This window comes from Bradyrhizobium sp. YR681 (assembly GCF_000282615.1).
GTDB lineage: Bacteria > Pseudomonadota > Alphaproteobacteria > Rhizobiales > Xanthobacteraceae > Bradyrhizobium.
Genome location: NZ_AKIY01000261.1, coordinates 1 through 23,338 on the forward strand (window position 1 = coordinate 1; position 23,338 = coordinate 23,338).

At 66.2% G+C, this 23,338-nt stretch carries 20 protein-coding genes; 9 read left to right on the forward strand and 11 right to left on the reverse strand.

The window, feature by feature from the left end:
* From PMI42_RS28320 to PMI42_RS28335, 4 genes are all read right to left on the reverse strand, one after another.
* Nucleotides 1-220: alpha/beta fold hydrolase (locus PMI42_RS28320; protein WP_502692733.1), on the reverse strand; the 220-nt coding region annotated here is incomplete at its 3' end.
* A gap of 95 nt (nt 221-315) precedes the next feature.
* On the reverse strand, nt 316-1,014 hold the full coding sequence (locus tag PMI42_RS28325; protein ID WP_008140715.1) for a type 1 glutamine amidotransferase domain-containing protein: 699 nt from the start codon (nt 1,012-1,014) through the stop codon (nt 316-318).
* A 180-nt stretch (nt 1,015-1,194) separates the two neighbouring features.
* Nucleotides 1,195-1,902 (reverse strand): hypothetical protein, encoded by a 708-nt coding sequence (locus tag PMI42_RS28330; protein ID WP_035966897.1) that lies wholly within the window; start codon nt 1,900-1,902, stop codon nt 1,195-1,197.
* 118 nt (nt 1,903-2,020) lie between these two features.
* The gene (locus tag PMI42_RS28335) at nt 2,021-4,864 is read right to left on the reverse strand and encodes an ATP-binding protein (protein ID WP_008140718.1); all 2,844 of its coding nucleotides are present in this window, start codon (nt 4,862-4,864) and stop codon (nt 2,021-2,023) included.
* Nucleotides 4,865-5,184: 320 nt separating this feature from the next.
* Between PMI42_RS28335 and PMI42_RS28340 the strand changes: the two genes are divergently transcribed.
* The 7 genes from PMI42_RS28340 (at nt 5,185) to msrA (ending at nt 10,707) form a co-directional block, all read left to right on the forward strand.
* Nucleotides 5,185-5,853 carry a sensor histidine kinase gene (locus tag PMI42_RS28340; protein ID WP_008140720.1) on the forward strand — a complete coding sequence of 223 codons (669 nt, stop codon included), beginning with the start codon at nt 5,185-5,187 and terminating at the stop codon, nt 5,851-5,853.
* A gap of 33 nt (nt 5,854-5,886) precedes the next feature.
* On the forward strand, nt 5,887-6,576 hold the full coding sequence (locus PMI42_RS28345; RefSeq protein WP_008140722.1) for a VOC family protein: 690 nt from the start codon (nt 5,887-5,889) through the stop codon (nt 6,574-6,576).
* Between the two features lie 258 nt (nt 6,577-6,834).
* Nucleotides 6,835-8,148, forward strand: a complete 1,314-nt coding sequence (locus tag PMI42_RS28350) for an epoxide hydrolase family protein (RefSeq protein WP_008140724.1) — start codon at nt 6,835-6,837, stop codon at nt 8,146-8,148.
* Nucleotides 8,149-8,207: 59 nt separating this feature from the next.
* Nucleotides 8,208-9,056 (forward strand): enoyl-CoA hydratase/isomerase family protein, encoded by an 849-nt coding sequence (locus PMI42_RS28355; protein ID WP_008140727.1) that lies wholly within the window; start codon nt 8,208-8,210, stop codon nt 9,054-9,056.
* Nucleotides 9,057-9,260: 204 nt separating this feature from the next.
* The gene (locus tag PMI42_RS28360) at nt 9,261-9,683 is read left to right on the forward strand and encodes an OsmC family protein (RefSeq protein ID WP_008140729.1); all 423 of its coding nucleotides are present in this window, start codon (nt 9,261-9,263) and stop codon (nt 9,681-9,683) included.
* Nucleotides 9,684-9,704: 21 nt separating this feature from the next.
* Nucleotides 9,705-10,160, forward strand: coding sequence for a cupin domain-containing protein (locus PMI42_RS28365; protein WP_008140731.1), 456 nt, complete (start codon nt 9,705-9,707; stop codon nt 10,158-10,160).
* Between the two features lie 31 nt (nt 10,161-10,191).
* A complete protein-coding gene (gene msrA, locus PMI42_RS28370) occupies nt 10,192-10,707 on the forward strand; it encodes a peptide-methionine (S)-S-oxide reductase MsrA (RefSeq protein ID WP_008140734.1) in 516 nt (171 codons plus the stop codon).
* 114 nt (nt 10,708-10,821) lie between these two features.
* On the opposite strand, the gene PMI42_RS28375 is transcribed toward msrA, so the two are convergent.
* Nucleotides 10,822-13,665, reverse strand: coding sequence for an ATP-binding protein (locus PMI42_RS28375; RefSeq protein ID WP_035966900.1), 2,844 nt, complete (start codon nt 13,663-13,665; stop codon nt 10,822-10,824).
* On the opposite strand from PMI42_RS28375, the gene PMI42_RS39760 reads away from it, so the two are divergent.
* Together PMI42_RS39760 and PMI42_RS28380 are read left to right on the forward strand one after the other, a co-directional pair.
* Nucleotides 13,620-13,808, forward strand: a complete 189-nt coding sequence (locus PMI42_RS39760) for a hypothetical protein (RefSeq protein ID WP_008140738.1) — start codon at nt 13,620-13,622, stop codon at nt 13,806-13,808. The two genes, PMI42_RS28375 and PMI42_RS39760, sit on opposite strands and share 46 nt — an antisense overlap.
* 152 nt (nt 13,809-13,960) lie before the next feature.
* A complete protein-coding gene (locus tag PMI42_RS28380; protein ID WP_008140741.1) occupies nt 13,961-14,950 on the forward strand; it encodes a Bug family tripartite tricarboxylate transporter substrate binding protein in 990 nt (329 codons plus the stop codon).
* Nucleotides 14,951-14,956: 6 nt separating this feature from the next.
* Here the strand turns inward: PMI42_RS28380 and PMI42_RS28385 are convergent, their stop codons facing one another.
* The 6 genes from PMI42_RS28385 to PMI42_RS28410 all read right to left on the reverse strand — a co-directional run bounded on the left by PMI42_RS28385 (nt 14,957) and on the right by PMI42_RS28410 (nt 22,904).
* Nucleotides 14,957-16,096, reverse strand: coding sequence for an MFS transporter (locus PMI42_RS28385; protein ID WP_008140743.1), 1,140 nt, complete (start codon nt 16,094-16,096; stop codon nt 14,957-14,959).
* Between the two features lie 59 nt (nt 16,097-16,155).
* Nucleotides 16,156-17,481 (reverse strand): ATP-binding protein, encoded by a 1,326-nt coding sequence (locus tag PMI42_RS28390; RefSeq protein ID WP_008140745.1) that lies wholly within the window; start codon nt 17,479-17,481, stop codon nt 16,156-16,158.
* Complete coding sequence (locus tag PMI42_RS28395) at nt 17,478-18,191, reverse strand: response regulator (RefSeq protein ID WP_035966902.1); 714 nt, start codon at nt 18,189-18,191, stop codon at nt 17,478-17,480. Before PMI42_RS28395 ends, PMI42_RS28390 begins: the two co-directional genes overlap by 4 nt.
* Nucleotides 18,192-18,281: 90 nt before the next feature.
* Entirely contained in the window at nt 18,282-20,243 is a 1,962-nt protein-coding gene (locus PMI42_RS28400; protein ID WP_008140750.1) for a MacB family efflux pump subunit, read from the reverse strand.
* A 1-nt stretch (nt 20,244) separates the two neighbouring features.
* Nucleotides 20,245-21,477, reverse strand: a complete 1,233-nt coding sequence (locus PMI42_RS28405; protein ID WP_008140753.1) for an efflux RND transporter periplasmic adaptor subunit — start codon at nt 21,475-21,477, stop codon at nt 20,245-20,247.
* The gene (locus PMI42_RS28410; protein ID WP_008140756.1) at nt 21,474-22,904 is read right to left on the reverse strand and encodes an efflux transporter outer membrane subunit; all 1,431 of its coding nucleotides are present in this window, start codon (nt 22,902-22,904) and stop codon (nt 21,474-21,476) included. The genes PMI42_RS28405 and PMI42_RS28410 overlap by 4 nt, the downstream gene beginning before the upstream one ends.
* Between the last annotated feature and the right edge of the window lie 434 nt (nt 22,905-23,338).

The following is a 23,338-nucleotide window of genomic DNA, read 5'->3' on the forward strand; positions in this document are numbered from 1 at the left end:
GCGGCAGCAGCGGCTCCCACATCCGCGACGAGGAGGGAAAGCCGTGCAGCAGCAGCACGGTCGGCGCGTCGGCGGGACCTGCCTCGCGATAGAAGATCTTGAGGCCCCGGATCTCAACCGTGTGATAGCTGATCGAGCGCCGGCTCGATCGCAGATCCTGCGCCGAAGCCTGTACAATCGTGCTGGCGAGGGCCGCCGCGCAGATCACCAAGGTTGGCATGTTCATATCGTTACGACCTTCGACACATTGAGAGCCTTCACCGGGAGAAGTGGGCGACCGCGCCAGGAAGATTGACCGGTCGCCCGATGCGCTGCCTAGGCAGCCGATTTGCCCTTCTGCTTCAAGGCGGCGAGCAGCGTCTGCGCGGCCGGCCCCGACGAATGCGGATTCTGGCCCGTGATCAGCTGGCCGGCGCTGACGACGTGCACGCCCCAGTTCGCCGTTTTCGAGAACACGGCGCCGAGCTTCAACATCTCGTCCTCGACCAGGAAGGGAACGATCTTGGTCAGGCCCACGTCCTCTTCCTCGCCGTTGGTGAAGCCGGTGACTTCCTTGCCTTGCACCAGCGGCTTGCCGTCGGGCGTCTTGACGTGACGCAGCGCGCCGGTCGAATGACACACGACCGCGATGGTCTTGCCGGCGGCGAGGAAGGATTCGATCAGCTTGACCGAATTCCGGTCTTCGGCGAGATCCCACATCGGTCCATGGCCGCCGGGATAGAACAGCGTGTCGAAGTCTTCCTGCCGGACGCTGTCGAGGCGGACGGTCTTGTCGAGCTGGGCCTCCGCGGCCGCATCCTTCTCGAAACGAACGGTCAGGTCGGTGCGGAATTCGGGTTCGTTGCTCTTGGGGTCGAGCGGCGGACGGCCGCCCTTGGGCGATGCGAGCGTGATCTCCGCACCGGAATCCTTGAAGACGTAGTAGGGGGCTGCAAGCTCTTCGAGCCAGAAGCCGGTCTTGCGTCCGGTGTTGCCGAGCTGGTCGTGGGAAGTGATAACCATCAATACTTTCATGACACGGTTTCCTTGATTGCGTTTGCCGAATGACGCGCTCCCTCGTGGTGGGGCGCATCGGTGTAAGTCTTCGCCGAGCGGCTGCGTTCGTTCGCAGCTCGCAAAAGTAATCTGCACCCAGGTTGGGCCGTTGGCGCGTTATGTGGTGTTAGACGTTGCGAGGGCCGCGCGTTGCCGCTGCTACTCGAACACGGCGTCGAAAATCTCGACGTCCATCAGCACGGGCTTGGCGATCACGGTTCCATCGGGCCGCAGCGTTTGCGCGCGCCGCAGCGTCGGGACCACGATGCCGCTGAAATTGTCATGGGCCCAGGAATGATGTGCGACCGTCATTCCGAACAGGTCGTGATCCGTCCGCCGTTGCAACGCGTTCTCGTCGAAATAGAAGATCTGCTCGGGCGCCAGCGTGATCAGGTGCGGCGGGAACTGCGCCCGCAGCCGCCGCCAGGTCTCGGCGTTTTCGCGCCATGGCGCCAGCTCCTCGACCACGACATCCGGATGAGCGAGCAGGAACGGGCTGGTGAGATAATTCCAGATCGCGACGCCGCAGAAGAAGACGAGATGCAATTCGTCCGCAAGCACGGGAGGGCCGGCCTCGGGGAATGCAAGGCTCGGGTTGCGCCAGCTGCGCAGCACCGCGCCATCAGGGCTTTCGATTGTGATCGCATCCGGTTGAAAGGAGCCCGAATGTTCTCCCCCGGTGATCCCCGTGAAGCGGACCGACTGCGTCCGGGTCGAGCCTTCCGCGGTCACGTCCTTGAATTCCCTGGCGTGTCCGGCGCTGGAAAACAATGTTCCTCCGACGGAAAGATGGAGCGTGAACCGGTCCAAGCTGTTCCAGCGGGCCAAACCGCCGCTGGCATCGATCACATCGTCAAGAAGAGCCATATCCCGCCATATCCGCCGTGAAGTGCCACCACCATGGCGGGGCCGATACGGCTTGGCGTGTTAGAAGTTGTTAGGAGTTGCGAGCGGGCGGGATGGCGGTATCTCGTTGAAGATACTCTCAATTCAGCGCGCCCAGCAGTCCCGTCGCGGCGGCCAGATCGCGGCTCTGCGAGCCCTCCTGGTAGCGCGCGAGGAGAGGAGCGAGCAGGGCGCGCGCATCGCCGGTCCGGCCCGCCTGCTGCCAGACGCGTCCGAGGCTGATCGCCCCGCGCAGCTCCCAGCCGAGCGCGCATTGCCGCCGCGACAGATCGAGCGATTTGCGGAGATAGCTCTCGGCCTCCGCGGCGTTGCCCGACCGCATCAGGATGTCGCCCTTGACCCTGAGCATTTCCGGCATGTCGAAGGATTCGCCGGGGTCGGGGACCTCCGCGATGGCCTCATTGATCGTCCGCAGCGCCTCGTCGGACTGGTTCTGCGCCATGAGACCTTCCGCGAGCGCCGTCGCGAACACCGTGGTCATGATCCGGTGCCGCGTCGCGTACAGCGTGGCCTGGCTGCGGCGAAGATGCTCGATCCCGCCCGCGACGTCGCCGCGGCGCAGCAGCAGCTCGCCCTTCTGGCCGATGCCGACGGCGTGATAGGGGCCGAGAAAGTGCCGCTCGGCGTGATTGATCAGCCGCTCTATCAGGATTTCGGCGCTGGCCCAGTCGCCGACCCAGAGGAAAACGTAGATGGTCCAGATCAGGGCAATGCCGAGCGTGAGCGGCTGCTCGAGCAGCTCGGCCTCGCGCACCGTGTATCTGGCCGCCTCGATCGCGCGATCGGGCCGGCCGGTGAGCCAGAGCCCCCGCGCCAGCGCCACCAATGCGACGATGCGGTCGTCATAGCCGAGATGGCCGATGTTCAGCCGCTGCGAGCCGGGGTTGTGCACCATCGCGCTTTCGCAGAACTGCACCGCCTTGTCCTGGTTGCCGATCAGATGATGCGCGACGCCCAGCATCCACTCCACGTTCAGCGCCGCAGCAGGATCGTTCAGCTTCCGCGCAACGCCTTCGCCCTGTTCGCCGGTTCCAAGCGCGCCGTGAAAATCTCCGACCCGGGTCAGGTAAATGTGCAGGCCGCGCAGCAGCCAGAGCTGCCAGTGCAGGTCTTCGAGCTCGCGCGCAAGCTGGAGACTGCGCGTGAATGCCGAGCGGACAGCCTCGGTATTTCCCTGCGTGAACATCACGGAGACGCCGAGCGCAGCTTGCAGGATCATTTCCTGGCGGCTGTCGACCGGGCCCGCGTCGAGAGCGCCCAGGGCCTGCTGCGTCCAGCGATAGCACTCCGTCAGCAATGTCAGCTCCAGGAAGAACTGCGCCGCCGAGGCCGCCAGATCCACGCCGACGGATCGCTCGCCATGGTCCGAAAAGCTCCAGGTCAGCGCGGCCCTGACGTTGGGCAAATGGTCGGCATAGGGCAGGAAACCGCCCGCGCTCTGCAGCCCCGAGGATTTGAGCGCGATGTCGCGCAGGAAGTCGCGGAAATATTCGGCATGCGCGCGCGCGGCGCGGGTCGCTTCGCCGTTCTCGACCAGCTTCTCCGCCACGAAAGCACGCGTCGTGTCGAGCAGGCGATAGCGCAGCCGCCGCTCCGCGGGCGAGGTCGCGATCAGCGATTTGGAGAGCAGGTTCGAGATCGCCTCGACCGCCTCGGGTTCGCCGATGCCCTGGCCGGATGCGACGGCAAGGGCGGCTTCCAGCGTGAACGGCCCGACGAACACCGACAATCCGCGCAGTGTCGCGCTCTCGGCAGGGGGCAGCAGATCATAGCTCCAGGCGAGCGCGGCGCTCAGGGTCTGGTGCCGCGGGACCGCGGTGCGCCGTCCCCGCCACAGCAGCGAGAAGCGATTGTCGAGCAGCGAGGCGGTTCCCGCTATGCCATAGGCGTTGACGCGTCCGGCGGCGAGCTCGATTGCGAGCGCGATGCCGTCCAGCCGCCGGCAGATGTCGGCGACGAGCGGCGCGTCCTCTTCGCTGAGTTCGAATTCGCCGAGGCTCTCGGCAATGCGCTCCACGAAGAGCTGGCTTGCAGGATAGGCAAGGATGTCGGCAATGCAGAGCCCGTCGCGCTCCGGCGGGCAATCCAGCGGAAACAGCCGGTGGACGCGCTCACCCTCGGAGCGAAAGGATTCGCGGCTGGTGGCGAGGATATGCAGCTCCGGCGCCTCCTGGACGAGGCGCTCGGCCACCGGCGCGAGCTCGTCGAGGATGTGCTCGCAACTGTCGAAGACCAGCAGCGTCCGCCGGCTGTGCAGGAACGTCAGCAGGCCGGGCATCGGGTCGTCGGAACTGACGGTCAGGCCGAGGGCTGCCGCAATCGTTCCTGGAACGAGCCGGGCGTCCGTCAACGCGCCGAAATCGACGAAGCACACCTGGCCGCCGAAGGCCGCGAGCTCGCGATGCGCGACGGCGAGAGCGACGGAGGTCTTGCCGATCCCGCCTGGGCCGACGATTGTGACGAAGCGATGCAGACCCAGCTCGGCGCAGATCCTCTCGACCGCGTCGTCCCGCCCGATCATCTTCGCAAGCGGCGAAGGCAGCGAGCGCGGCGAGGCGACCGGAAGGCCGCTCCGGCTCTGCAGCGGCGCGGAGCGCAGCAGCGGGGCGGCGAAGCAATAGCCGCGCCCCGGGACGTTGACGACGTAGCGCGAGCCTTCGCCGGCATCCCCCAGGGCCTTGCGCAACGTCGTGATGTGAAAGCGCAGGCTGCCTTCGTCGACGGTCACGTCGGCCCAGACCCGCTTGATCAGCTCCCGCTTGTCGACGACCTCGCCGGCGCGTTCGGCGAGAAAGATCAGGATGTCGAGCGCGCGGCCGCCGAGGTGAAGCGGGGCGCCGTCCTTCTCCAGCAGCCGCGACTTTGCGAATAGCCGGAATGGTCCGAAGGCGATCGCCGAATCCTGGTCGTTGGTGTCCGGCACGGGGCAATGCTTCCAGAAAGTGCTAACGTCTGTACTTTGGTCTATCAGAGCTCGTCAGTAAACTGACCGAAAGTGGCGAAATCGCGTGGCCATCGCCGGGCGCGCGAGGAATAGCATCGCGAATTTTGCTTAAACGCGAGCAGTTTACGACGCGACCGCGACAATCTGTCAGTGGGATTGACCGTCACGGCGAAAGTGCGGGCTGCGAACGTGTGATGTCGCCGATCATAACAAAATCTTGCAACGTCTAACGAGCAAAAGGCGGCCGGCGCATCCAGTATGGGCTTCAAGTTAAGTCCTATTCCAACGGGGAGGCTATCATGTCCGCCATCGGCTCCATGCAGGACGGCAGCGCGGTTCGATCGCAATTCGTCGCCAGTCTTGACGATCAGTCGCGGGATTGGGAACTCGTGCTGCGGGAGTCCCATCACCGCATGAAGAACACGCTGACGCTGCTGGGTGCGTCAGTCCGTCGCGATTTTACGCGGGCAGGTCCGAAGGATGTCTCGGTTGCGGTGGACCGGTTCGAGCGGCGCATCGTCGCTTTCGGCAGGCTCTATCAGCTCCTCTCCGACAGCGACGATCAATCGACGGTCTCGGTCGGGGCCTTCTTCGAAAATCTCTGCGGCGCGATCTCCGAGGCCGTGCTGGAACCGGCGGGCATCCGCTGCGAAGCCGCGATCGAGAGCGGCGCGCTGCCGGCCTCGCAATGTCATCGGCTCGCGCTGATGCTGACGGAACTGGTGACAAATGCGGCAAAGCACGCCTTCCCGAACAGGAACGGGGCGCTGATCCGCATCGAAATCGCCAGCCGCGACGGCGGCTGGGTCTGCACCGTTTCCGACAACGGCGTCGGTGCGACCGCTCCGCTCCAGGGCACCGGCAGCCGGATCCTCGAAGGGCTCGCACGCAGCGTCCACGCGCGGCTGCACGGCGAGGCCGGGCCGGCCGGCACGCGGGTGACCATCGTGATGCCCGCCGCCGCGTGAAATCCATCTCAATCTCAACTCAGGGAGTTCGACATGGCCACGCTCGAAATCGACCGCGACGCCGCGGTCAGGCCTTCGACATCGCGTCGCGTTGATCTGAAGCTCGAGGTCGTCGTCATTCCGGTATCGGATGTCGATCGGGCCAAGGCGTTCTATGCGCGCCTCGGCTGGCGACTGGACGCCGATTTTGCCTCGGGCGGCGAATGGCGCGTGATCCAGTTCACGCCGCCGGGATCGGCCTGTTCGGTGATCTTCGGCACGAACGTCACGGCGGCAGCGCCCGGTTCGGCGCGAGGTCTGTATCTGATCGTCTCCGATCTGGAGGCGGCACGACGGGATCTGCTCGATCGCGGCATTGAGGTGAGCCAGCCATTCCACGGTGCCGGCGATGTTCACGCCGGGCTGGACGAGCCGTATCTGTTCGGCAGCATCCGCGTCAGCGGTGCCGATCCCAAGCGCGGCAGCTACAGCTCATTTGCCTCGTTCAGCGATCCTGACGGTAATGGCTGGCTGTTCCAGGAAGTCACCACGCGACTGCCGGGACGCATTGCAGGCGAGGGCACGACATTCGCGTCGCAGGTCGATCTGGCCGCTGCACTGCGCCGCGCGGCGGTGGCGCATGGCGAGCACGAAAAGCGGACCGGAGGACACGACGAAAATTGGGCGGATTGGTACGCCGACTACATCGTGCGTGAACAGGCCGGCCAGCCGCTGCCGGCCTGAACAGCCCTCGCAAACAAGAACGCATCAGTCGGTACGGCGCGCGATGATTCAATCCATCGCGCGCCGCGCCGTTTCTGCGCCGCGCGTATCCTAATTGTCGCTCGATGTCTTGCATCGCACGGACTCGCAACGGCTAACGCGGTCTAACAACCCATAACGAGCAAATCGACGATGCCTGCGCCAATCTCCTTGCATCACGAACGAGGCGTTGATTTCGGGTTCGACCGATATCACCGGCCACAGCAAGGGAGATCCACCATGACCACGCACGCTCGCGCCGACATCCTCAACCCCGACCGCCGCCAATTGCTGGGCCAGGCCGCGATGACCGCGGTTGCCGCCAGTGTTGCAAGCCTGCTGCCGCTGCGTCCGGCAAAGGCGGCGGCGAGCGGCGCGATCCGCCCGTTCCACGTCGGCGTGCCCAAGGAGGATCTGCTCGACCTGCGCCGGCGTCTTGCGGCAACGCGTTGGCCGGATCGCGAGATCGTTGCCGACCAGTCGCAGGGCGTGCAGCTGACGACTGTTCAGCAGCTCGTGCGCTACTGGCAGAACGACTATGACTGGCGCAAGATGGAGGCGCGATTGAACGCGCTGCCGCAATTCGTCACCGAGATCGACGGCGTCGACATCCACTTCATCCACGTGCGCTCCCGCCACGAGAACGCGCTGCCGATGATCGTCACGCATGGCTGGCCGGGCTCCATCATCGAGCAGATGAAGATCGTCGGCCCGCTCACCGATCCGACTGCGCACGGCGCCAGGGCTGCCGACGCGTTCGATCTGGTGATCCCCTCGCTCCCCGGCCACGGCTTCTCCGGCAAGCCGACATCGCTCGGCTGGGATCCCCAGCGCATCGCGCGCGCCTGGATCGTGCTGATGCAGCGGCTCGGCTACAACCGTTATGTCGCGCAAGGCGGCGATTGGGGCAATGCGGTGACGGAGCAGATGGCGGTGATCGCGCCGCCGGAACTGCTCGGGATCCACACCAATATGCCAGCCACCGTGCCTGACGACATCGCCAAGGCGCTGCAGCCCGGCGGGACACGGCCGGCCAATCTCTCGGCTGAGGAGCGCATCGCCTACGACCAGCTCGACGATTTCTACAAGCACGGCCTCGGCTACGCCATCGAGATGTCGAACCGGCCGCAGACGCTCTATGGCCTGGTCGACTCGCCCGCGGGCCTGGCGTCCTGGATGCTCGATCACGATGCGCGCAGCGCGGCGATGATCGCAAGGGTGTTCGACGGCAAGACCGAAGGCCTGACGCGGGACGATGTGATCGACAACATCACGCTCTACTGGCTCACCAACACCGCGGTCTCGTCGGCGCGGCTGTACTGGGAAAACAAGCTGGTGTTCTTCGAGCCCAAGCACATCAAGATCCCGGTCGCCGTCAGCGTCTTCCCGGACGAGATCTACGCCGCGCCGCGGAGCTGGGCCGAGAAGGCCTATCCGAAGCTGATGCACTACAACCGGCTCGACAAGGGCGGTCACTTCGCGGCCTGGGAGCAGCCCGCGCTGTTCTCTGCTGAAGTGCGCAGCGCCTTCCGTCCGCTACGCCAGTCGATCTAAGCCCCCGGGACGCGCGCTTCTGCGTGTCCCTCTCTTCCGCCAACATCAGGAGTTCGACCATGAACCGCCCCGAACGTACCTTCACGACCGACGAGATCCGCCTGGAGCGCCGCCTGCCGACCTATTGGCGCGTGACCTTCGACATGCCGCCTGTGAATATTTTCGGCCCGAGGCAGCTTCCGCTTCTCGACAACGTCATCACTGCGATCGAGTCCGATCCGGACGTGAAGGTCGTCGTGTTCGACAGCGCCGTCGAAGGCTTCTTCATCACGCATTACGACTTTCTCGCGCCACTGGAGGACTCTCTGAGCATCCCGCCCGGGCCGACCGGCCTTCAGGCGCTGCCCGACATGCTGGTCCGCCTCAGCCGCGCGCCTGTCGTCTCGATCGCTTCGATCCGCGGCCGTGCGACGGGTGTCGGCAGCGAGCTTGCGCTTGCCAGCGACATGCGCTTTGCGAGCCGCGAGAAGGCGATCCTGTCGCAGTGGGAGGTCGGTGCCGGCCTCGTGCCCGGCGGCGGGCCGATGGCGCGGTTGCCGCGCCTGATGGGGCGCGGCCGCGCGCTCGAAGTGCTGCTCGGCGCGGATGATATCCATGGCGACCTCGCCGAACGCTACGGCTATGTGAACCGGTCGCTGCCGGATGCCGAGCTCGACGGCTTCGTCGAGGCGCTCGCGATGCGCATCGCGTCGTTCGACAAGGACGCCATCGCCGAGACCAAGCGCCTCGTCGATGTCGCGAGCCTGCCGCCGGATGCCGAGATCAAGCCGGAATGGGATGCGTTCCTGGCCTCGCTCGGCCGCCCCGCCAGCCAGAACCGGATCAAAGCGCTGATGACGCGCGGCTTCCATCGCGCCGGCGATGTCGAGAACCGCCTTGGCTTCCATGTGGGACAGATCGGGAGCTAAAGCGTTTTCGAGCGAAGTGGATGCCGGTTCGCGTGAAGAAAACGCGTCAAAACAGGAATCAAGTCCCGTTCCGATTTCATCGGAGCGGGACTTGAGGGAACCGCTGCGGCGTTCGGCCGGTTGGAATGGCGACAGGCGGTCGTGCCAATGTCGCTTTCCTTCGGTACCGAGCGCCGGTGCTGAACTCAAACATGGAGAATTGAAATGATCCGCAAGGCAACAGCAGTCTGGAAGGGCACCGGTCGCGACGGCACCGGCCATATCTCGAGTGAATCCGGCGTGCTCGCTGAGACGCCCTATTCCTTCAAGACCCGCTTCGAGAACGAGAAGGGCACCAATCCCGAGGAATTAATCGCCGCCGCCCATGCCGGCTGCTTTACCATGGCGCTCGCCTTCGGCCTTCAGCTTGCCGGCTTCACGCCGACCGAGCTTTCGACCGAAGCCGCGGTTTCGCTCGAGCCGGAAGGCAAGGGCTTCAAGATCAGCAAGTCGGCGCTCACCTTGCGCGCAAAGGTGCCGAACCTCGACGACGCCGGGTTTGCCAAGATCGCCGGCGAGGCCGAGAAGAACTGTCCGGTGTCGAAGGTGCTCAACGCCGAGATCACGCTCGACGCCAAGTTGAGTTGAGGCAACACAGGGAGCGGTGCCATGGCTCGTCAGGATCTGCCTCGCCAACATCAGCCGGATGAAGACAGATTCCGGGCGATCTTGCCCGAGGAGATCGCGTGGCAGCCGTTCCCGGCGTTCCCATCAGGCGCGCGCCTTGCCGTCATGGTCGGTCACCCCTCCGAGCCCGGACCCTATGTGGTCCGGGTGAAGGTGCCCGGCGGCACCAGGCTGATGCCGCACAAGCATCCGGAGGACCGCATCTACACGGTCATGTCCGGTGTGTTCTATATCGGGCTCGGCGAGCGCTTCGACGGCGACAAGGTCAAGGCCTATCCGCCGGGCAGCGTGATCGTGCTGCCCGGCGAGACCTGGCATTTTCACTGGGCGAAATCAGGCGAATACGTCACGCAGGTTTCGGCCATCGGGCCGCTGGGCCTCGAATATCACGATGAACATGATGATCCGCGCTTGCATGCGGCCGCGGAGCAGCGCTGAATAAATCTCGACCAAACGAATGGAGCATCAGATGACGACAGAGCGCGCAGTTTTGGCCGGAGGCTGTTTCTGGGGCATGCAGGATCTCATCCGCAAGCAGGCGGGCGTGATCTCCACCCGCGTCGGCTACACCGGTGGGCATGTGAAGAACGCCACTTACCGCAACCACGAAGGCCACGCCGAAGCCATCGAGATCACCTTCAACCCGGCAAAGACCAGCTTTCGGACCATGCTGGAGTTCTTCTTCCAGATCCATGACCCGACCACGCTCAACCGCCAGGGCAATGATCTCGGCACGAGCTACCGCTCCGCGATCTTCTATACGAGCGACGAGCAGAAGCGGGTCGCCGAAGACACCATCGCCGACGTCGAGGCTTCGGGCCTGTGGCCCGGCAAGGTGGTGACGGAGGTCGCGCCCGCCGGTGAGTTCTGGGAGGCCGAGCCGGAGCATCAGGATTATCTTGAACGTTATCCTGACGGCTACACCTGTCACTTCATCCGCCCCGACTGGAAGCTGCCGCGGCGCGCGGCGGCCGTGGGGGGTTAGAGCGTTTTCGAGCGAAGTGGATGCCGGTTCGCGTAAAGAAAACGCGTCAGGAAGAGAATTCAGAGCTCCGTTCCGATTCCATCGGAACGGAGCTCTGGAGCGCATCAGGTGCGGTCAGTTCCGCAGTTGCGCGATCAACTCGCGCGCGGCGCGCATGTCGGCGATGTCGGCGCCTTCAGTGAATGCCCCGGAGACATTCTCCAGAACCGCCAGAGCGTCCGCGCTCTGGCCAGCCCCGCTCATCAGGCGTGCGAGGCTGATCCCATTGCGTAACTCCCAGAATCGCGCGCCCTGCTGGGCGGCCATGTCCAAGCCGTTGCGAAAGTGCGCTTCGGCGCCGTCTGAATGCCGCGCGCTCCTGAGCATCAACTCTCCCTTGATGCGGATCAGCTCCGGCAGATACCACAACTCCTGCCGGTCATTGCAGCGGGATAGGGCGTCCTCGATCACGTCGAGGCCACGATCGACCTGGTCGGCGTCGCCGGAACACGCGGCGAGCTCGCCGAGGAGAGGAAGAAAGCGCGGCAGGAAGCGGGCATCGCCGGCGCGGTTGAGTTCTTCGCGCAGCTGCGGCAGCCCGGTCGCGAGGTCGCCACGCCTGGCGATGACCGCGGCGTTGAAGGCGCGCGCCCACAGGCCCCACAGCCTGATCGCGTGACGCTCGGTGTGTTCGAGCAGCTCGGTGCCGTGGCGTTCGGCGGCCTCGAAATCGCCGGACCAGAATGCGATCGGGCAGGCCGCCTGTCCGAGCACGCTACAGAAGGTCAGGGCGTGGCCGTTGGCGCGGCCTTCCTCGATGTTTCTCGCTGCGAGCGCCTGGGCCTCGTCGGCAAGGCCTTGCAGCCACAGGATGCGGGCCCGGAAATATTGCGTCGAGATCCTGAGATCGAGCGGGAAGATCTTTGGCTTCTCCGCCAGCACATGCAGCGAGGCGTTCACCCGGTCGATCCGCAGCCGCGCCTCGTTCTGGTCGCCGAGATAGTGCAGCGCGACCGCCATCAGCCGGTCGCCCAGCATGAGGTCTGTCTTGTCGGGAGAGTTCGCCGCCGCGCTCGCAAAGCGATCGGCCAGTGCGCGCGCCTTGCCGAACTGCCCGTTGTTGAACTGGTCGATGCACAGGCCCCAGAGCGCGCGCAGGCGGAAATCCTTGTCGTCGAGCCTGTCGGCGAGATCGAGAGTCGTCTCGAGGATCGGACGCGCCTCGCGCGCGCGGCCCTCGCCATACATCAGCGACCAGCCGAGCGCTGACAGCAATTGCATGCGGATGCGGTCGTCGCCGCCGCTGTCTCCGAGCGCGGCGAGCGCCGTTCGCGACCGCTCGCGGCATTCGGCGAACAGCGAAAGACGCACCCACAGCGTGACCGCGGCGGCGGTCAGCGCGATGCCGAGCGCAGCGTCGCCGTCGGGCCCGAAGGCCCAGTCCAGCGCCACGCGCACATTGTCCAGCTCCGCGCCATAGACGCCCAGCCATTCCAGCAGCGGTGTCGATGTGTCGGCCTCGGCACGCGCGAAGAAATCGCGGAAATGCTCGGCATGGCGCCGGGCGAACTGCCGGGTCTCGCCGAGCTCGTTGAGCTTTCCATGGGCGTAGCTGCGGGTGGTGTCGAGCAGCCGATAGCGCAGCGTCCGTGCGCCGGACGGCGCGATCAGCGATTTGGTGACCAGGCTGTCAATCGCCTCCAGCGTTTCCGATGCGCTGAGGCCGTCACCGGCCGCGATCGCGGCAGCCGCCTCCGGCGCGAAGGGGCCGGCGAACACCGACAGTCGCCGCAGGGTGGCGCTCTCGGCGGCGGGCAGCAAATCGTAGCTCCAGTCGAGCGCGGCGGCGAGCGTCTGGTGCCGCGGCACGGCGGTGCGCCGTCCGCGCCATTGCAGCGAAAAGCGGCTGTCGAGCAGCGAGGCCGTGCCGGCGATGCCGTAGGCATTGACGCGGCCCGCGGCGAGCTCGATCGCGAGCGCGATGCCGTCGAGGCGCCGGCAGATGTTTGCGACGAGCGGGGCCTCCTCGGCGCTGAGCTGGAACGGGCCCGAGCTCTGCGCGATGCGCTCGATGAAGAGCTGGGCTGCGGGGTAGGTGAGGACTTCGGCGACGCTGAGGTCCTCGCGCTCGGGCGGACAATCCAGCGGGAACAGCCGGAAGATGCGCTCGCCTTCGCTCCGGAACGATTCGCGGCTGGTCGCGAGCACGCGAAGCTGCGGCGCTTCGCGAACGATGCGCTCGACCAGCGGCGCCAACGCATCCAGCACATGTTCGCAACTGTCGAAGATCAGCAGGCTGGGGCCGGTCTTCAGGAATGTCAGCAGGGCCGGCGTCGGATCCTCCGCGCTGATGGTCAGCCCGAGCGCGGAGGCGACGGTGGTCGCGATGTGGCTGGCATCCCTCAGCGGTCCGAAGTCGACGAAGAAGACGCGCCCGCCGAAATCCTGGGAACGGCGATGCCCGACGGTGACGGCGACGGCGGTCTTGCCGATGCCGCCCGGGCCGACCACGGTCATGAAGCGATGGAGCGAAAGTCCGTTCGCGATCTTGTCGACGATCTCCTCCCGCCCGACCATCTTCGAGAGCGGCGCGGGGAGCGAGCGCGGCGGCAGGACGTCGACGGTCGGCTGCGCGGCCGGTGGAGTTGCTTGCGCGAACGAGGCGACGAAGCAGTAGCCGCGTCCGGGCACGTTGACGACATAGCGGGCCGACTTGCCGGTATCGCCGAGCGCCTTGCGCAGCGCGGCGACGTGGAAGCGAAGGCTGCCCTCGTCGACATTGACGTCGGCCCAGATGCGCTTGACCAGCTCCCTCTTGTCGACGACTTCACCGGGGCGCTCGGCGAGAAAGATGAGAATATCGAGCGCACGGCCGCCGACATGGAGCGGCGAGCCCTCCTTTTCCAAGAGCCGGGACTTTGGAAACAGTCGAAATGGCCCAAAAGAAATGGCCGAGTCTTCGTTATTATGAGCTGGCACGCGCCATTGCCCCCTCGACGGGAGTCAAAAGGTATTTCGTTCTGGTCTATCAGAACGAAGCGTACAGTAAACTGGCCGAAAGCAGCATGGCTGCCAGCCCTGCGCAGATCGCTTGGCTCGGCGGTGGTTCGTCAAAATTTTGATTTAAAAACAAGGTTTTAGCTGGGGGCGGCGCGGCGATGGCGCCTCCGTTCTGGGCAGGCGGCGCATTGACGGTCGTGGCCGATTGCTGCGATTGGATGGTCCGGGAGCCGGTCCCGCCTCGACGATGACCACCGACTTCCGGAATTGTGACATGCCGTCCTTCTCGCGCCGACAGATCGTCCATGCGTTATCGGGCACAGCGGCGCTGGCCGCACTGCCCCGCCACGGACAAGCCGCCGACTATCCGTCGCGCCCGATCAGGCTGGTGCATCCCTACGGCGCCGGCGGAGCGGGGGACCAGATCGGGCGGCCCTGGGTGGACAAGATGTCGTCGCTGCTCGGGCCGACCTTCGTCGAATATATCGGCGGTGCCGGCGGTGCGATCGGCACTGCGGCGGTGGCGCGCGAGGAGCCCGACGGTTACTCGCTGCTGCTGGGCAACGGCAGCACGCAGGTCATCATTCCCCTGACCTCGGCGAATCCCGGCTATTCCGTCAGCGACTTCCGCGCCATCTACCGCCTGATCAGCAGCGCGCTGGTGTTCGCGGTGCATCCGTCGCTGCCGGTCACGAGCCTGCGCGAGTTGATCGGGTACGCCAGGGCCAATCCGGGAAAGCTATCCTATGGGACACCCGGCATCGCCACCGGAAACCATCTGGTCGGCGAATCCTTCAAGCAGCAGGCGGGCGCACTCGACATCGTCCACGTGCCTTATCGGGGGATGTCCCAGGCAGCCAACGACCTCGTCAGCGGCCAGATCTCGCTCGTCATTGGTGTGATGTCCGTTCAATTGAAGGAGCTGAGCGAGGCCGGCAAGATCAGGCTGCTGGCGGTCACCACCGAGAAGCGGCTCAGCGGTGCGCCCGATATTCCGACCGCCGTCGAATCCGGCCTGCCGGATCTGCGCTATGAGGGATGGTTCGGCATCTTTGCACCCCGACGCACCGATGATGCGATCATCGACCGGATCGCGCGGGCGACGCGGCTGGCGATGTCCGATCCGGCGCTGCTGGCGAGCTATCGCGCCCAGGGCCTCGAGCCCGACAGCGATTCGAGCCCCGACAAATTCCAGCGCATCGTCGATGCGACGACGGCAAGCCTGGCGCCCGTGATCAAGTCGATCGGTTTGAGCAATCTGTGAGGCCGCTCAGCTGTCGTTGCGCGTGACGGTGCGCGCCGACAGTGTCACGAGGCCCATCAGGGCGGCCAGCAGCCAGAACGCCGTCGGCAATCCGCCGAGACGCGCGACGAAGCCGACGCCGGCGGGGCCGATCAGGATGCCGGCATAGCCCGCGGTGGTGATGGCCGCGACGGCGAGCCCCGTCGGCATCACCGTTTGCCGCGCCGCCCGGCGGAACAGCACCGGCACGAGGTTCGATGCACCGAGGCCGATCAGCAGGAAGCCGCCGATCGCAACCGCCGCAACCGGCGCCGTGAGCAGCACCACGAAGCCCGCGATCGCAACCAGGCTGCCCCAGACCAACGTCGTGCGATCGCCGACGCGGGCGACGACGGCATCGCCGCCGAGCCGCCCGATCGTCATTGCGACCGAGAACACGATGTAGCCGATCCCGCCTTGCGCCTCGGAGACGAGGCCCGCGCCGATCACGAGCAGCGCGCCCCAGTCGAGCATCGCGCCTTCGACCAGGAAGGTGATGGCGCCGAGCAGCGCCAGCAGCAGCACGGAGCCGTGCGGCAGCACGAACAGCGGCCCCTCCGTCACCTGCACCGAGCGAAGCAGCCGCGGCCAGGCCACCAGCATCGCGATCAGCATCAGCACCGAGCAGATCAGCGTCGCGGCGAGCGCGCCTGTTTGCAGCGAAAGCAGCGCGGTCATCAGCGCCGATCCAGCGAAGCCGCCGATGCTGAACAGGGCGTGGAAACCCGACATCAGCGGGCGGCCGGCGTCGCGCTCGACCTCGACCGCGTGAATGTTCATGGCGACGTCGATCGAGCCGAGCGCGGCGCCGAAGGCAAACAGGGCCAGCGCCAGCGTCACCGGCGAACCCGCGATCGCCAGCAGCGGCAGCACCAGCGACAGACCGAGCCCGCCGGCGATGATGATGGGCTTGCTGCCGTAGCGCGCGCTCATGATTCCGGTCAGCAGCATCGCGACGACCGATCCGATGCCGAGGCTGAGCAGCAGCAGTCCGAGCACGCCGTCGTCGACGCCGAGCCGCATTTTCGCGAACGGCACCAGCGGTGCCCAGCAGGCGATGCCGAAGCCCGCGACGAGGAAGGCGAGCCGCGTCGCAAGGCGCGTCGCCGGCCGGTCGGCAGAATGCATGGGAACTCCGGAAGAAGCAGAGGCGGGGCGGACAGACAAACCTCGGGATTGCCGCGTCTTTATGTCCGGGACGCGCCCGGATTGTCGCAAGGGCCGCCAGGGAGCTGCAAGCGGACACGCAGGCCCTTTGGCGCGTTGTCGAGCAGCTCGAGCGTCCCGCCATGGGTCGTCACGATCGCCTGCGCGATCGACAGGCCAAGGCCAAAGCCCGCCGTCTCGTCCATGGTCCGGGCTTCCTCGCCGCGCACGAAGGGCTCCAGCATCGCCGCCTTCCTTTCATCGGGGATGCCGGGTCCATCGTCGGAAATGTCGATGACGAGCTGATCCCCCGAGGGCAACAGCAGGACGTCGGTCCGGGTTCCGAAACGCGTAGCGTTCTGGACGAGGTTGGTCACCGCGCGGATGATCTCGTCCGGCCGCAGGACGAAGGCGGCCCGGTCGGGGCCGGAATAGGTCACGGCAAATCCGGAATCCGAGAACTGCTCGCAGACCATTTGCAGCAGCGCCGCGACGTCGACCAGCGTCGGCTTGACGGTGCTTTCGTTGCGCAGCAGGGTGAGCACGGACTCCAGCATCGACTGCATCTGGTCGAGGTCGCGCACGGTTTGCAAGCGCTGCGCCGGATCCTCGATATATTCCGAGCGCAGCCGCAGCCGCGTGATCGGCGTGCGCAGATCGTGGCTGATGGCCGCGAGCATGCGCGTCCGGTCGTTCATCAGCGCGGTGATGCGCTCGCGCATCCGGTTGAGCGCCCTGGCCGCGGATCGGATCTCCTCCGGCCCGTTTTCGGGCAGCGGGGGCGAGGACCGGTTCAGGCTGAAATTCTCCGCGGCGCGCGCGAAGGCCGACAGCGGCGAGGACAGCGCGCGACCGGCCCAGACGCCGAGCAGCGTCACGCTCGCCACCAGGAACAGCAGCGTCGAGGTCCACAGGCCGCTGGCGAAGGCCGGCATCTTGAATGATCCGATCGTGGCCTCGAGCATGTCGTCGTTGCCGAGATCGAACCAGATGCGGTTCTCTTCGGAGGTCGCGCCGCGAATGAGATCGATCCTGCCGGCGAGCGGCGAGGGGATGTTCATGGGCGACCGCTTCGGCATAGGCGAGGCGGACACGCCTTCGCGCAATTGCAGCTTCAGCGCCGGATAGGTCCGGCGGACGCTGTCGAGCACGATGGCGCGCTCCGCCCTGGGGGTGTTGTCGATGATCTGCGCGATCAGCTCGAGTTGCTCGATCGGCCTGTTCGCCAGCAGCAGCGGCCGGTTGAGCAGGAAATATCCGGCGATCAGCACGTGGATCAGGATCAGCGAGACCAGGACCAGGGCCGCGATCTGGCCGCTGATCCGCCTGAGGCCGAACAGCGCCGCGATGTCGGCGGCGCGGCTCATGCTTCCTCCACCACCGGCGTGAAGACGTAGCCGCCGGTGCGCACGGTCTTGATCACGGACGTGCCCTCGGTCCGGTCGAGTTTGCGGCGCAGCCGGCTGACCAGCACGTCGATGCTGCGGCCGAAGCTTCCGCCGGGACGGCCGCGCGTCATGCTCAAGAGGCTGTCGCGCGCGAGAACACGGCCGGCCCGCTCGCAGAAGGCCTGCAGCAGGTCGAACTCGGCGCTGGTCAGCGGCACCTGCGCGCCCTCGGGGTTGCGCAGTTCGCGCAGGCGAAGATCGATGATCCAGCCCTGGAATTTCAGCCGCGTCACGGTGGAGGCCGCGGTCAGGCCGCTCGTTTGCCGGCGCAGCACCGCGTTGATCCTGGCGAGCAGCTCGCGCGGGTTGAACGGCTTCGACAGATAGTCGTCGGCGCCCATTTCGAGCCCGAGGATGCGGTCGAGATCCTCGCCCTTGGCGGTGAGGATGATGATCGGCGTCGTCGTTTCCATCCGCAGCCGGCGGCAGAGGCTGAGGCCGTCCTCGCCCGGCAGCATCAGGTCGAGCACGATCAGGTCGGCCCGGTTCTGCGACAGATAGCGGTCCATCTCCTTGCCGTTCGTGACGGCCCCGACCGAAAACGCATGCTCGCGCAGATAGCGCGCGACGAGATCGCGGGTGGGCTGGTCGTCCTCGACGATCAGGATGTTCGGTATGCCGTTGGTCATGGTCGAGATCGCATCGGGGGCGTCGATCGTTGGTTGATTTGCGGACGATTGTCGCGTCCGAAGAATAGCGGTCATGGTGCAATCCTACGGTTAGTCACGGCTCAGCGCCACCACGGGGTCGAGGAAGGCGGCGCGGCGGGCGGGGAAGAAGCCGAAGGCGACCCCGATCCCGGTCGAGGTCAGGAACGCCGCGCCGATCGAAAACATGGAATAAGTGACCTGGAATCCCGGCGCAGCCAGGTTGATGGCGACGCCGAGCAGCACCGCGATCAGGATGCCGGCGATGCCGCCGATCGACGAGATCAGGGTCGCCTCCACCAGGAACTGCTGGAGGATGTCGCTCCGCCTGGCACCCACCGCCATGCGGACGCCGATCTCGCTGATCCGCTCGGAGACGGATACCAGCATGATGTTCATGACGCCGATGCCGCCGACCACCAGCGAGATCACTGCGATCGCCGCCACCAGGAAGGCGAGCGTCTGCGTCGTGCTGGTGATGGTGCGGCGGATATCGTCGGTGTTGAGGATGACGAAATCCCTGGTGTTGTGCCGCTGCGTCAGCAGCGTGGTCACCGCGTCCTGCGCCAGATTGGTCGAGACCTCGTCGCTGATCCGGAGCAGCACGCTGCGCAGGGACCGGTCGCCGGTGAACTGGGCCTGCACGGTGGTGTAGGGCAGGTAGACCGACAGGTTCTGGTTCGAGCCAAATCCGCCCTGCTGCTGCGCGATCACGCCGACGATGCGGCAAGGCACCTTGCCGAGCCAGATCACGCGGCCGACGCCAGCGGTCTGGTCGTCGGCGAAGAAGGTCTTGCGGGTGTTCTCGTCGATGACGGCCTGCCGCTCGATGTTGCGGACGGCGTCGGCATCGAACAGCCGGCCCTTCGCGAGCTTGGCACCCTTGACCTGAAAGTAGCTTTCACCGACGCCGTTCACCAGCACGTTGGATTCGTTGCCGCGATAGCGCACCGTGGTGCTGGTCGACACCGTCGGCGTGACGCCGGCGATGAAGTCCTGCCGGTCGAGCGCGCGGGCATCGTCCAGCACCAGCGTCTTGATCTTGCCGGCGCGCGCATCGCCAAAGTCCTTGCCTGGAAACACCTCGATCGTGTTGGTGCCGAGGCTCGAAATGTCGGACAGCACCTTGCGCTGCGAGGCGTTGCCGAGCGCGACCACCGACGACACCGCGGCGATGCCGATGATGATGCCGAGCATGGTCAGGAACGCGCGCAGCCGGTGCGCGGCCATCGCGACCAGCGCCATCCGCGTGGCTTCCCGCAATCGCCCCAGGGCGCCGGCCCAGCCGTCGCCGCTCTCCCATGCGGTTCGGGCGATCGCTTCTGCCGGCTCTGGTGCGGCTGTGCCGTCGGTGCGGCGATCGGACACGATCTTGCCGTCCCGCAATTCGACGATGCGCTCGGCCCGTGCGGCGACATCGGCATCGTGGGTGACGATGATGATCGTGCGCCCCTCGCGGTGCAGCTCCTTCAGGATCTTCAGGACTTCTTCGCCGCTGCGCCGGTCGAGCGCGCCGGTCGGCTCGTCCGCCAGGATCACCTCGGCGCCGTTGATCAGCGCGCGCGCGATCGAGACGCGCTGCTGCTGGCCGCCGGAGAGCTGGTTCGGACGATGACCGCCTCTGTCGCCGACGCCGAGCCGCACGAGCAGCCGGTCCGCGCGCGTGCGACGCTCGCGCGCTTTCAGGCCCGCATAGACGGCGGGGATCTCGACATTCGCGGTGGCGGAGAGGTCGCCGAGCAGATTGTAGCGCTGGAAGATGAAGCCGAAATGCTCGCGGCGCAGCGCCGCCAGCGCGTCCGCATCGAGCTCGGAGACGTTCTTGCCGGCGACGCGGTAGGTCCCCGATGTCCGACGATCGAGGCAGCCGAGGATGTTGAGCAGCGTCGATTTGCCTGATCCGGACTGGCCGATGATCGCAACCATCTCGCCGGGCTGGATGCTCAGCGACAGATCGTCGAGCGCCACCACGATGGTGTCGCCGGCCGCAAATTCGCGGCGAATGTTCTGGAGATCGATGATCGGATCGGTCATGTCACGGACCTCCCCCTCCCGGCGGACCGCCCTGCATGCCGCGCGATGCGGTCTGCTCGTTGGCCTCTCCGGTGACGACCCGTTCGCCCTCGTCGAGGCCGGACCTGATCTCGACAATGGTGCGATCGTTGAGGCCGGTCTTGACCTCGCGCTCGCGCACGTCGCCCGATGCGGCAAGCGTGCGCACCGTGCTGCGCCCGTCGGATTTCCGCATCACCGCCAGCGCCGGAATGACTTTCACGCGCTTGGCCTCGCCGGTGACGATGTGCACCTCCGCGGTCATGTAGGTCCGCAGCGCATAGTCCTTGTTCGGGACGTTGAAGACGCCGATGTAGTAGATCGCGGTGCTGGTCGAGCTCGATGAACTCGAGCTGGACGAGGACGTCGTGGTCGAGGAAAAGCTGGCGTCGGTCTTGATCGATTCCGGCGCCGGCTCGATCTGCTCCAGCCGGGCTTCATAGCGGTGGTCCTGGTCGCCGAGGATGGTGAAGTAGAGCGATTGGCCCGGCCTGACCTTGACGATGTCGGCCTCGGAAATTTCCGCCCGCACGGTCATCGTCTCGAGCTGGCCGAGCACGACGATGGTCGGCGCGGACTGCACCGCATTGACCGTCTGTCCTTCCTGCACGACGGTGGCGAGCACCGTGCCGTCGATCGGCGCGGTGATGCGGGTGTATTCGAGGTTGACGCGCGACGTCTCGACGCTGGCTTCGGCGCCCACGATCAGCGCTTCCAGGGCGGCGATCTGGGCGCGGGTCTGGCGCACCGTCGAATCCGCGCTGTCGAAATCGCTGCGCGAGGTCGCGCGCTGCGCCAGGGTCGCCTGCTGGCGTGCAAGGTTGGCTTCGGCCAGCACCAGCGCGGCCTCCTTCTCGTCCTTCTGTGCACGGTAGTTCTTCAGCGACGCTTCCGAGTTGCGCAGATCGTTCTGCTTCGTGACAGGGTCGATCTGCGCGATGACGTCGCCGGCCTTCACCGTGTCGCCGACGCGGACGTTGAGCGTGGTGATCCGGCCCGACACCTGGGCGCCGACGGCGGTCAGCCGCGCCGGCTTGAGCGTGCCGCTGGCCAGCACTTCCTCGCGCAGATCGCTGATCGTCACCGGCGCCGTGATGTAGGACTGCGCCTTGCTCGACGTGCCCGGAGAGCGTGTCGCCAGCACCATGCCGGTCGCGACCACGGCGGCCAGGGCGGCGGCGATCTTCACGCGCTTGACGGTGATGATCTCGGTCACTTCAACGTCTCCCGCATATGCGGTCCTGTATTGCCATCCACGATGACAGGCGTCGACACGTCGACCGGATCGGCCCAGCCGCCGCCGAGTGCCTTCGCCAGCGAAATGTAGTCCTTGGCCGCCGACACCTTGCTCTGGATCAGCGAATCCTCGGCCGAATAGAGCGAGCGTTCCGCGTCGAGCACGTCGATGAAGCTGGCGCTGCCGGTCTCGAACAGCGATCGCGACAGCTTCGCAGCCTCGCGGTAGTTCTTCGCCGCCTCCGTCAGCTTGCCGGTGCGGACGCGTTCCTGCGACAGCGACACCAGGGCGTTCTCGACGTCCTCGAGCGCGGTGAGCAGGGTCGCATGGAACGTCGCGAACGCCTGGTCGCGCTGCGCCTCCGCGATCCTGACCGTGGCGATGCGCTTGCCCGCGTCGAACACTGGCACGGTGACGGAAGGGCCGACCGACCAGCTGACGCTGGAATATTTGGCGAGATCGCCGGCCCGCAGCGCCGAGGTGCCGACCGAGCCGGTCAGCGACACCGCGGGGTAGCGGTCGGCCTCGGCCGCGCCGATCTTGGCGGTCGCCTGCGCCAGCTTGCGCTCGGCGCTGGCAACGTCGGGGCGGCTCATCAGGAGATCGGCGGGCAGGCCCGTCGGCAGCGGCATGCGCGGCGCCGGCACGGGCGCGGATCTCGCCATCAGCGAAGCGACGCCGCCGGGCGGCCGCCCGAGCAGGATGCCGAGCCGGTGGATGTCGGCGGCGAGCGCGGCTTGATAGGTCGGAACGTTGGCTTCGGTGCTCGCGGCCTGCGCGGTGGCCTTGGCGAGATCGACGGCGTTGCCGCTGCCGGCGTCGTATTTGCTGCGGGTGAGCTTTTCGGTGTCGCGCTGCGAGGCGGCGGTGCGCTGCGCCAGCGCGATCCGCGCCTGATAGCCGCGCGCCTCGACGTAATAGGCGGCGACGTCGCCGATCAGCGTGACGAGGCTGTTGCGCAAATCTTCGTCGGCCGACTGCGCCCCGCGCACCGCGGCCTCGATGTTCCGCTGCGTGCCGCCGAACAGGTCGAGCTCCCAGCTCGAATCGAAGCTCCCCTGATGCAGCGTATAGGGCGCGCTGTCGACGACGGCCGAGGCCGAGCCCGAGCTGGTCTTGTTGTCCGTCACCGACGCCGTGCTACTGACGTACGGAAACAGGCCGGCGCTGGTTTGCTGGATCGTCGCGCGCGCCTCGCGCACGACCGCTTTTGCCTTGACGACATCGGGGTTGGCCTCGACGGCCTGCTCGATCAGCCGGTTGAGCAGGGGATCGCGCAGGCGCAGCCACCAGCGATCGAGGGTGCCGGTCTGCCGTCGCGAAACGGTCCTGGTGCTCCAGTGCGAAGGCAAGTCCAGCCTGGGTGGCCCGGCATAGTCCGGGCCGACTGCGCAGCCGGCCAGCATCAGCGCCAGGCAAACTGATCCGACGCCCGAAAGAACCGTGCGCGACAAGCTGGACGGCGGATGTTCATTCTCCTTTGCGGATGACACGGGGACTACGACGAACAAGTGTGACGGCATCAAATCGGCTGAAATCCAGTGGCTCGGCGCCGGAAGCAGGGCGGAGGTGCAGGACGAGACGGGAACCACTAGCCTAGGGATCGTGGCCTTTCGGCAGCCCGAATGTTGCTGAATGTAAACAGATGTTGCGGGGCTTCTAGGCAGGACGTTTGGGTTAGCCCGTAGCCCGGATGGAGCGAAGCGTAATCCGGGGCCGGCGTCGCTTGTGGCAAGTACCCCGGATTGCGCTTCGCTCCATCCGGGCTACGAGATTTTGCCCGACGGGCAAAACACCTGCAAAGCTCGTCAACCCTTCTTCGCAAAAATATTCCACTTTA

What these genes read in the sequence shown, in the direction of transcription:
- PMI42_RS28325 (WP_008140715.1), bottom strand. Translation starts at nt 1,014, where the DNA reads ATGAAAGTATTGATGGTTATCACTTCCCACGACCAGCTCGGCAACACC.
- PMI42_RS28330 (WP_035966897.1), bottom strand. Translation starts at nt 1,902, where the DNA reads ATGGCTCTTCTTGACGATGTGATCGATGCCAGCGGCGGTTTGGCCCGC.
- PMI42_RS28340 (WP_008140720.1), top strand. Translation starts at nt 5,185, where the DNA reads ATGTCCGCCATCGGCTCCATGCAGGACGGCAGCGCGGTTCGATCGCAA.
- PMI42_RS28345 (WP_008140722.1), top strand. Translation starts at nt 5,887, where the DNA reads ATGGCCACGCTCGAAATCGACCGCGACGCCGCGGTCAGGCCTTCGACA.
- PMI42_RS28350 (WP_008140724.1), top strand. Translation starts at nt 6,835, where the DNA reads ATGACCACGCACGCTCGCGCCGACATCCTCAACCCCGACCGCCGCCAA.
- PMI42_RS28355 (WP_008140727.1), top strand. Translation starts at nt 8,208, where the DNA reads ATGAACCGCCCCGAACGTACCTTCACGACCGACGAGATCCGCCTGGAG.
- PMI42_RS28360 (WP_008140729.1), top strand. Translation starts at nt 9,261, where the DNA reads ATGATCCGCAAGGCAACAGCAGTCTGGAAGGGCACCGGTCGCGACGGC.
- PMI42_RS28365 (WP_008140731.1), top strand. Translation starts at nt 9,705, where the DNA reads ATGGCTCGTCAGGATCTGCCTCGCCAACATCAGCCGGATGAAGACAGA.
- msrA (WP_008140734.1), top strand. Translation starts at nt 10,192, where the DNA reads ATGACGACAGAGCGCGCAGTTTTGGCCGGAGGCTGTTTCTGGGGCATG.
- PMI42_RS39760 (WP_008140738.1), top strand. Translation starts at nt 13,620, where the DNA reads ATGGCCCAAAAGAAATGGCCGAGTCTTCGTTATTATGAGCTGGCACGC.
- PMI42_RS28380 (WP_008140741.1), top strand. Translation starts at nt 13,961, where the DNA reads ATGCCGTCCTTCTCGCGCCGACAGATCGTCCATGCGTTATCGGGCACA.
- PMI42_RS28385 (WP_008140743.1), bottom strand. Translation starts at nt 16,096, where the DNA reads ATGCATTCTGCCGACCGGCCGGCGACGCGCCTTGCGACGCGGCTCGCC.
- PMI42_RS28390 (WP_008140745.1), bottom strand. Translation starts at nt 17,481, where the DNA reads ATGAGCCGCGCCGCCGACATCGCGGCGCTGTTCGGCCTCAGGCGGATC.
- PMI42_RS28395 (WP_035966902.1), bottom strand. Translation starts at nt 18,191, where the DNA reads ATGACCAACGGCATACCGAACATCCTGATCGTCGAGGACGACCAGCCC.
- PMI42_RS28400 (WP_008140750.1), bottom strand. Translation starts at nt 20,243, where the DNA reads ATGACCGATCCGATCATCGATCTCCAGAACATTCGCCGCGAATTTGCG.
- PMI42_RS28410 (WP_008140756.1), bottom strand. Translation starts at nt 22,904, where the DNA reads ATGCTGGCCGGCTGCGCAGTCGGCCCGGACTATGCCGGGCCACCCAGG.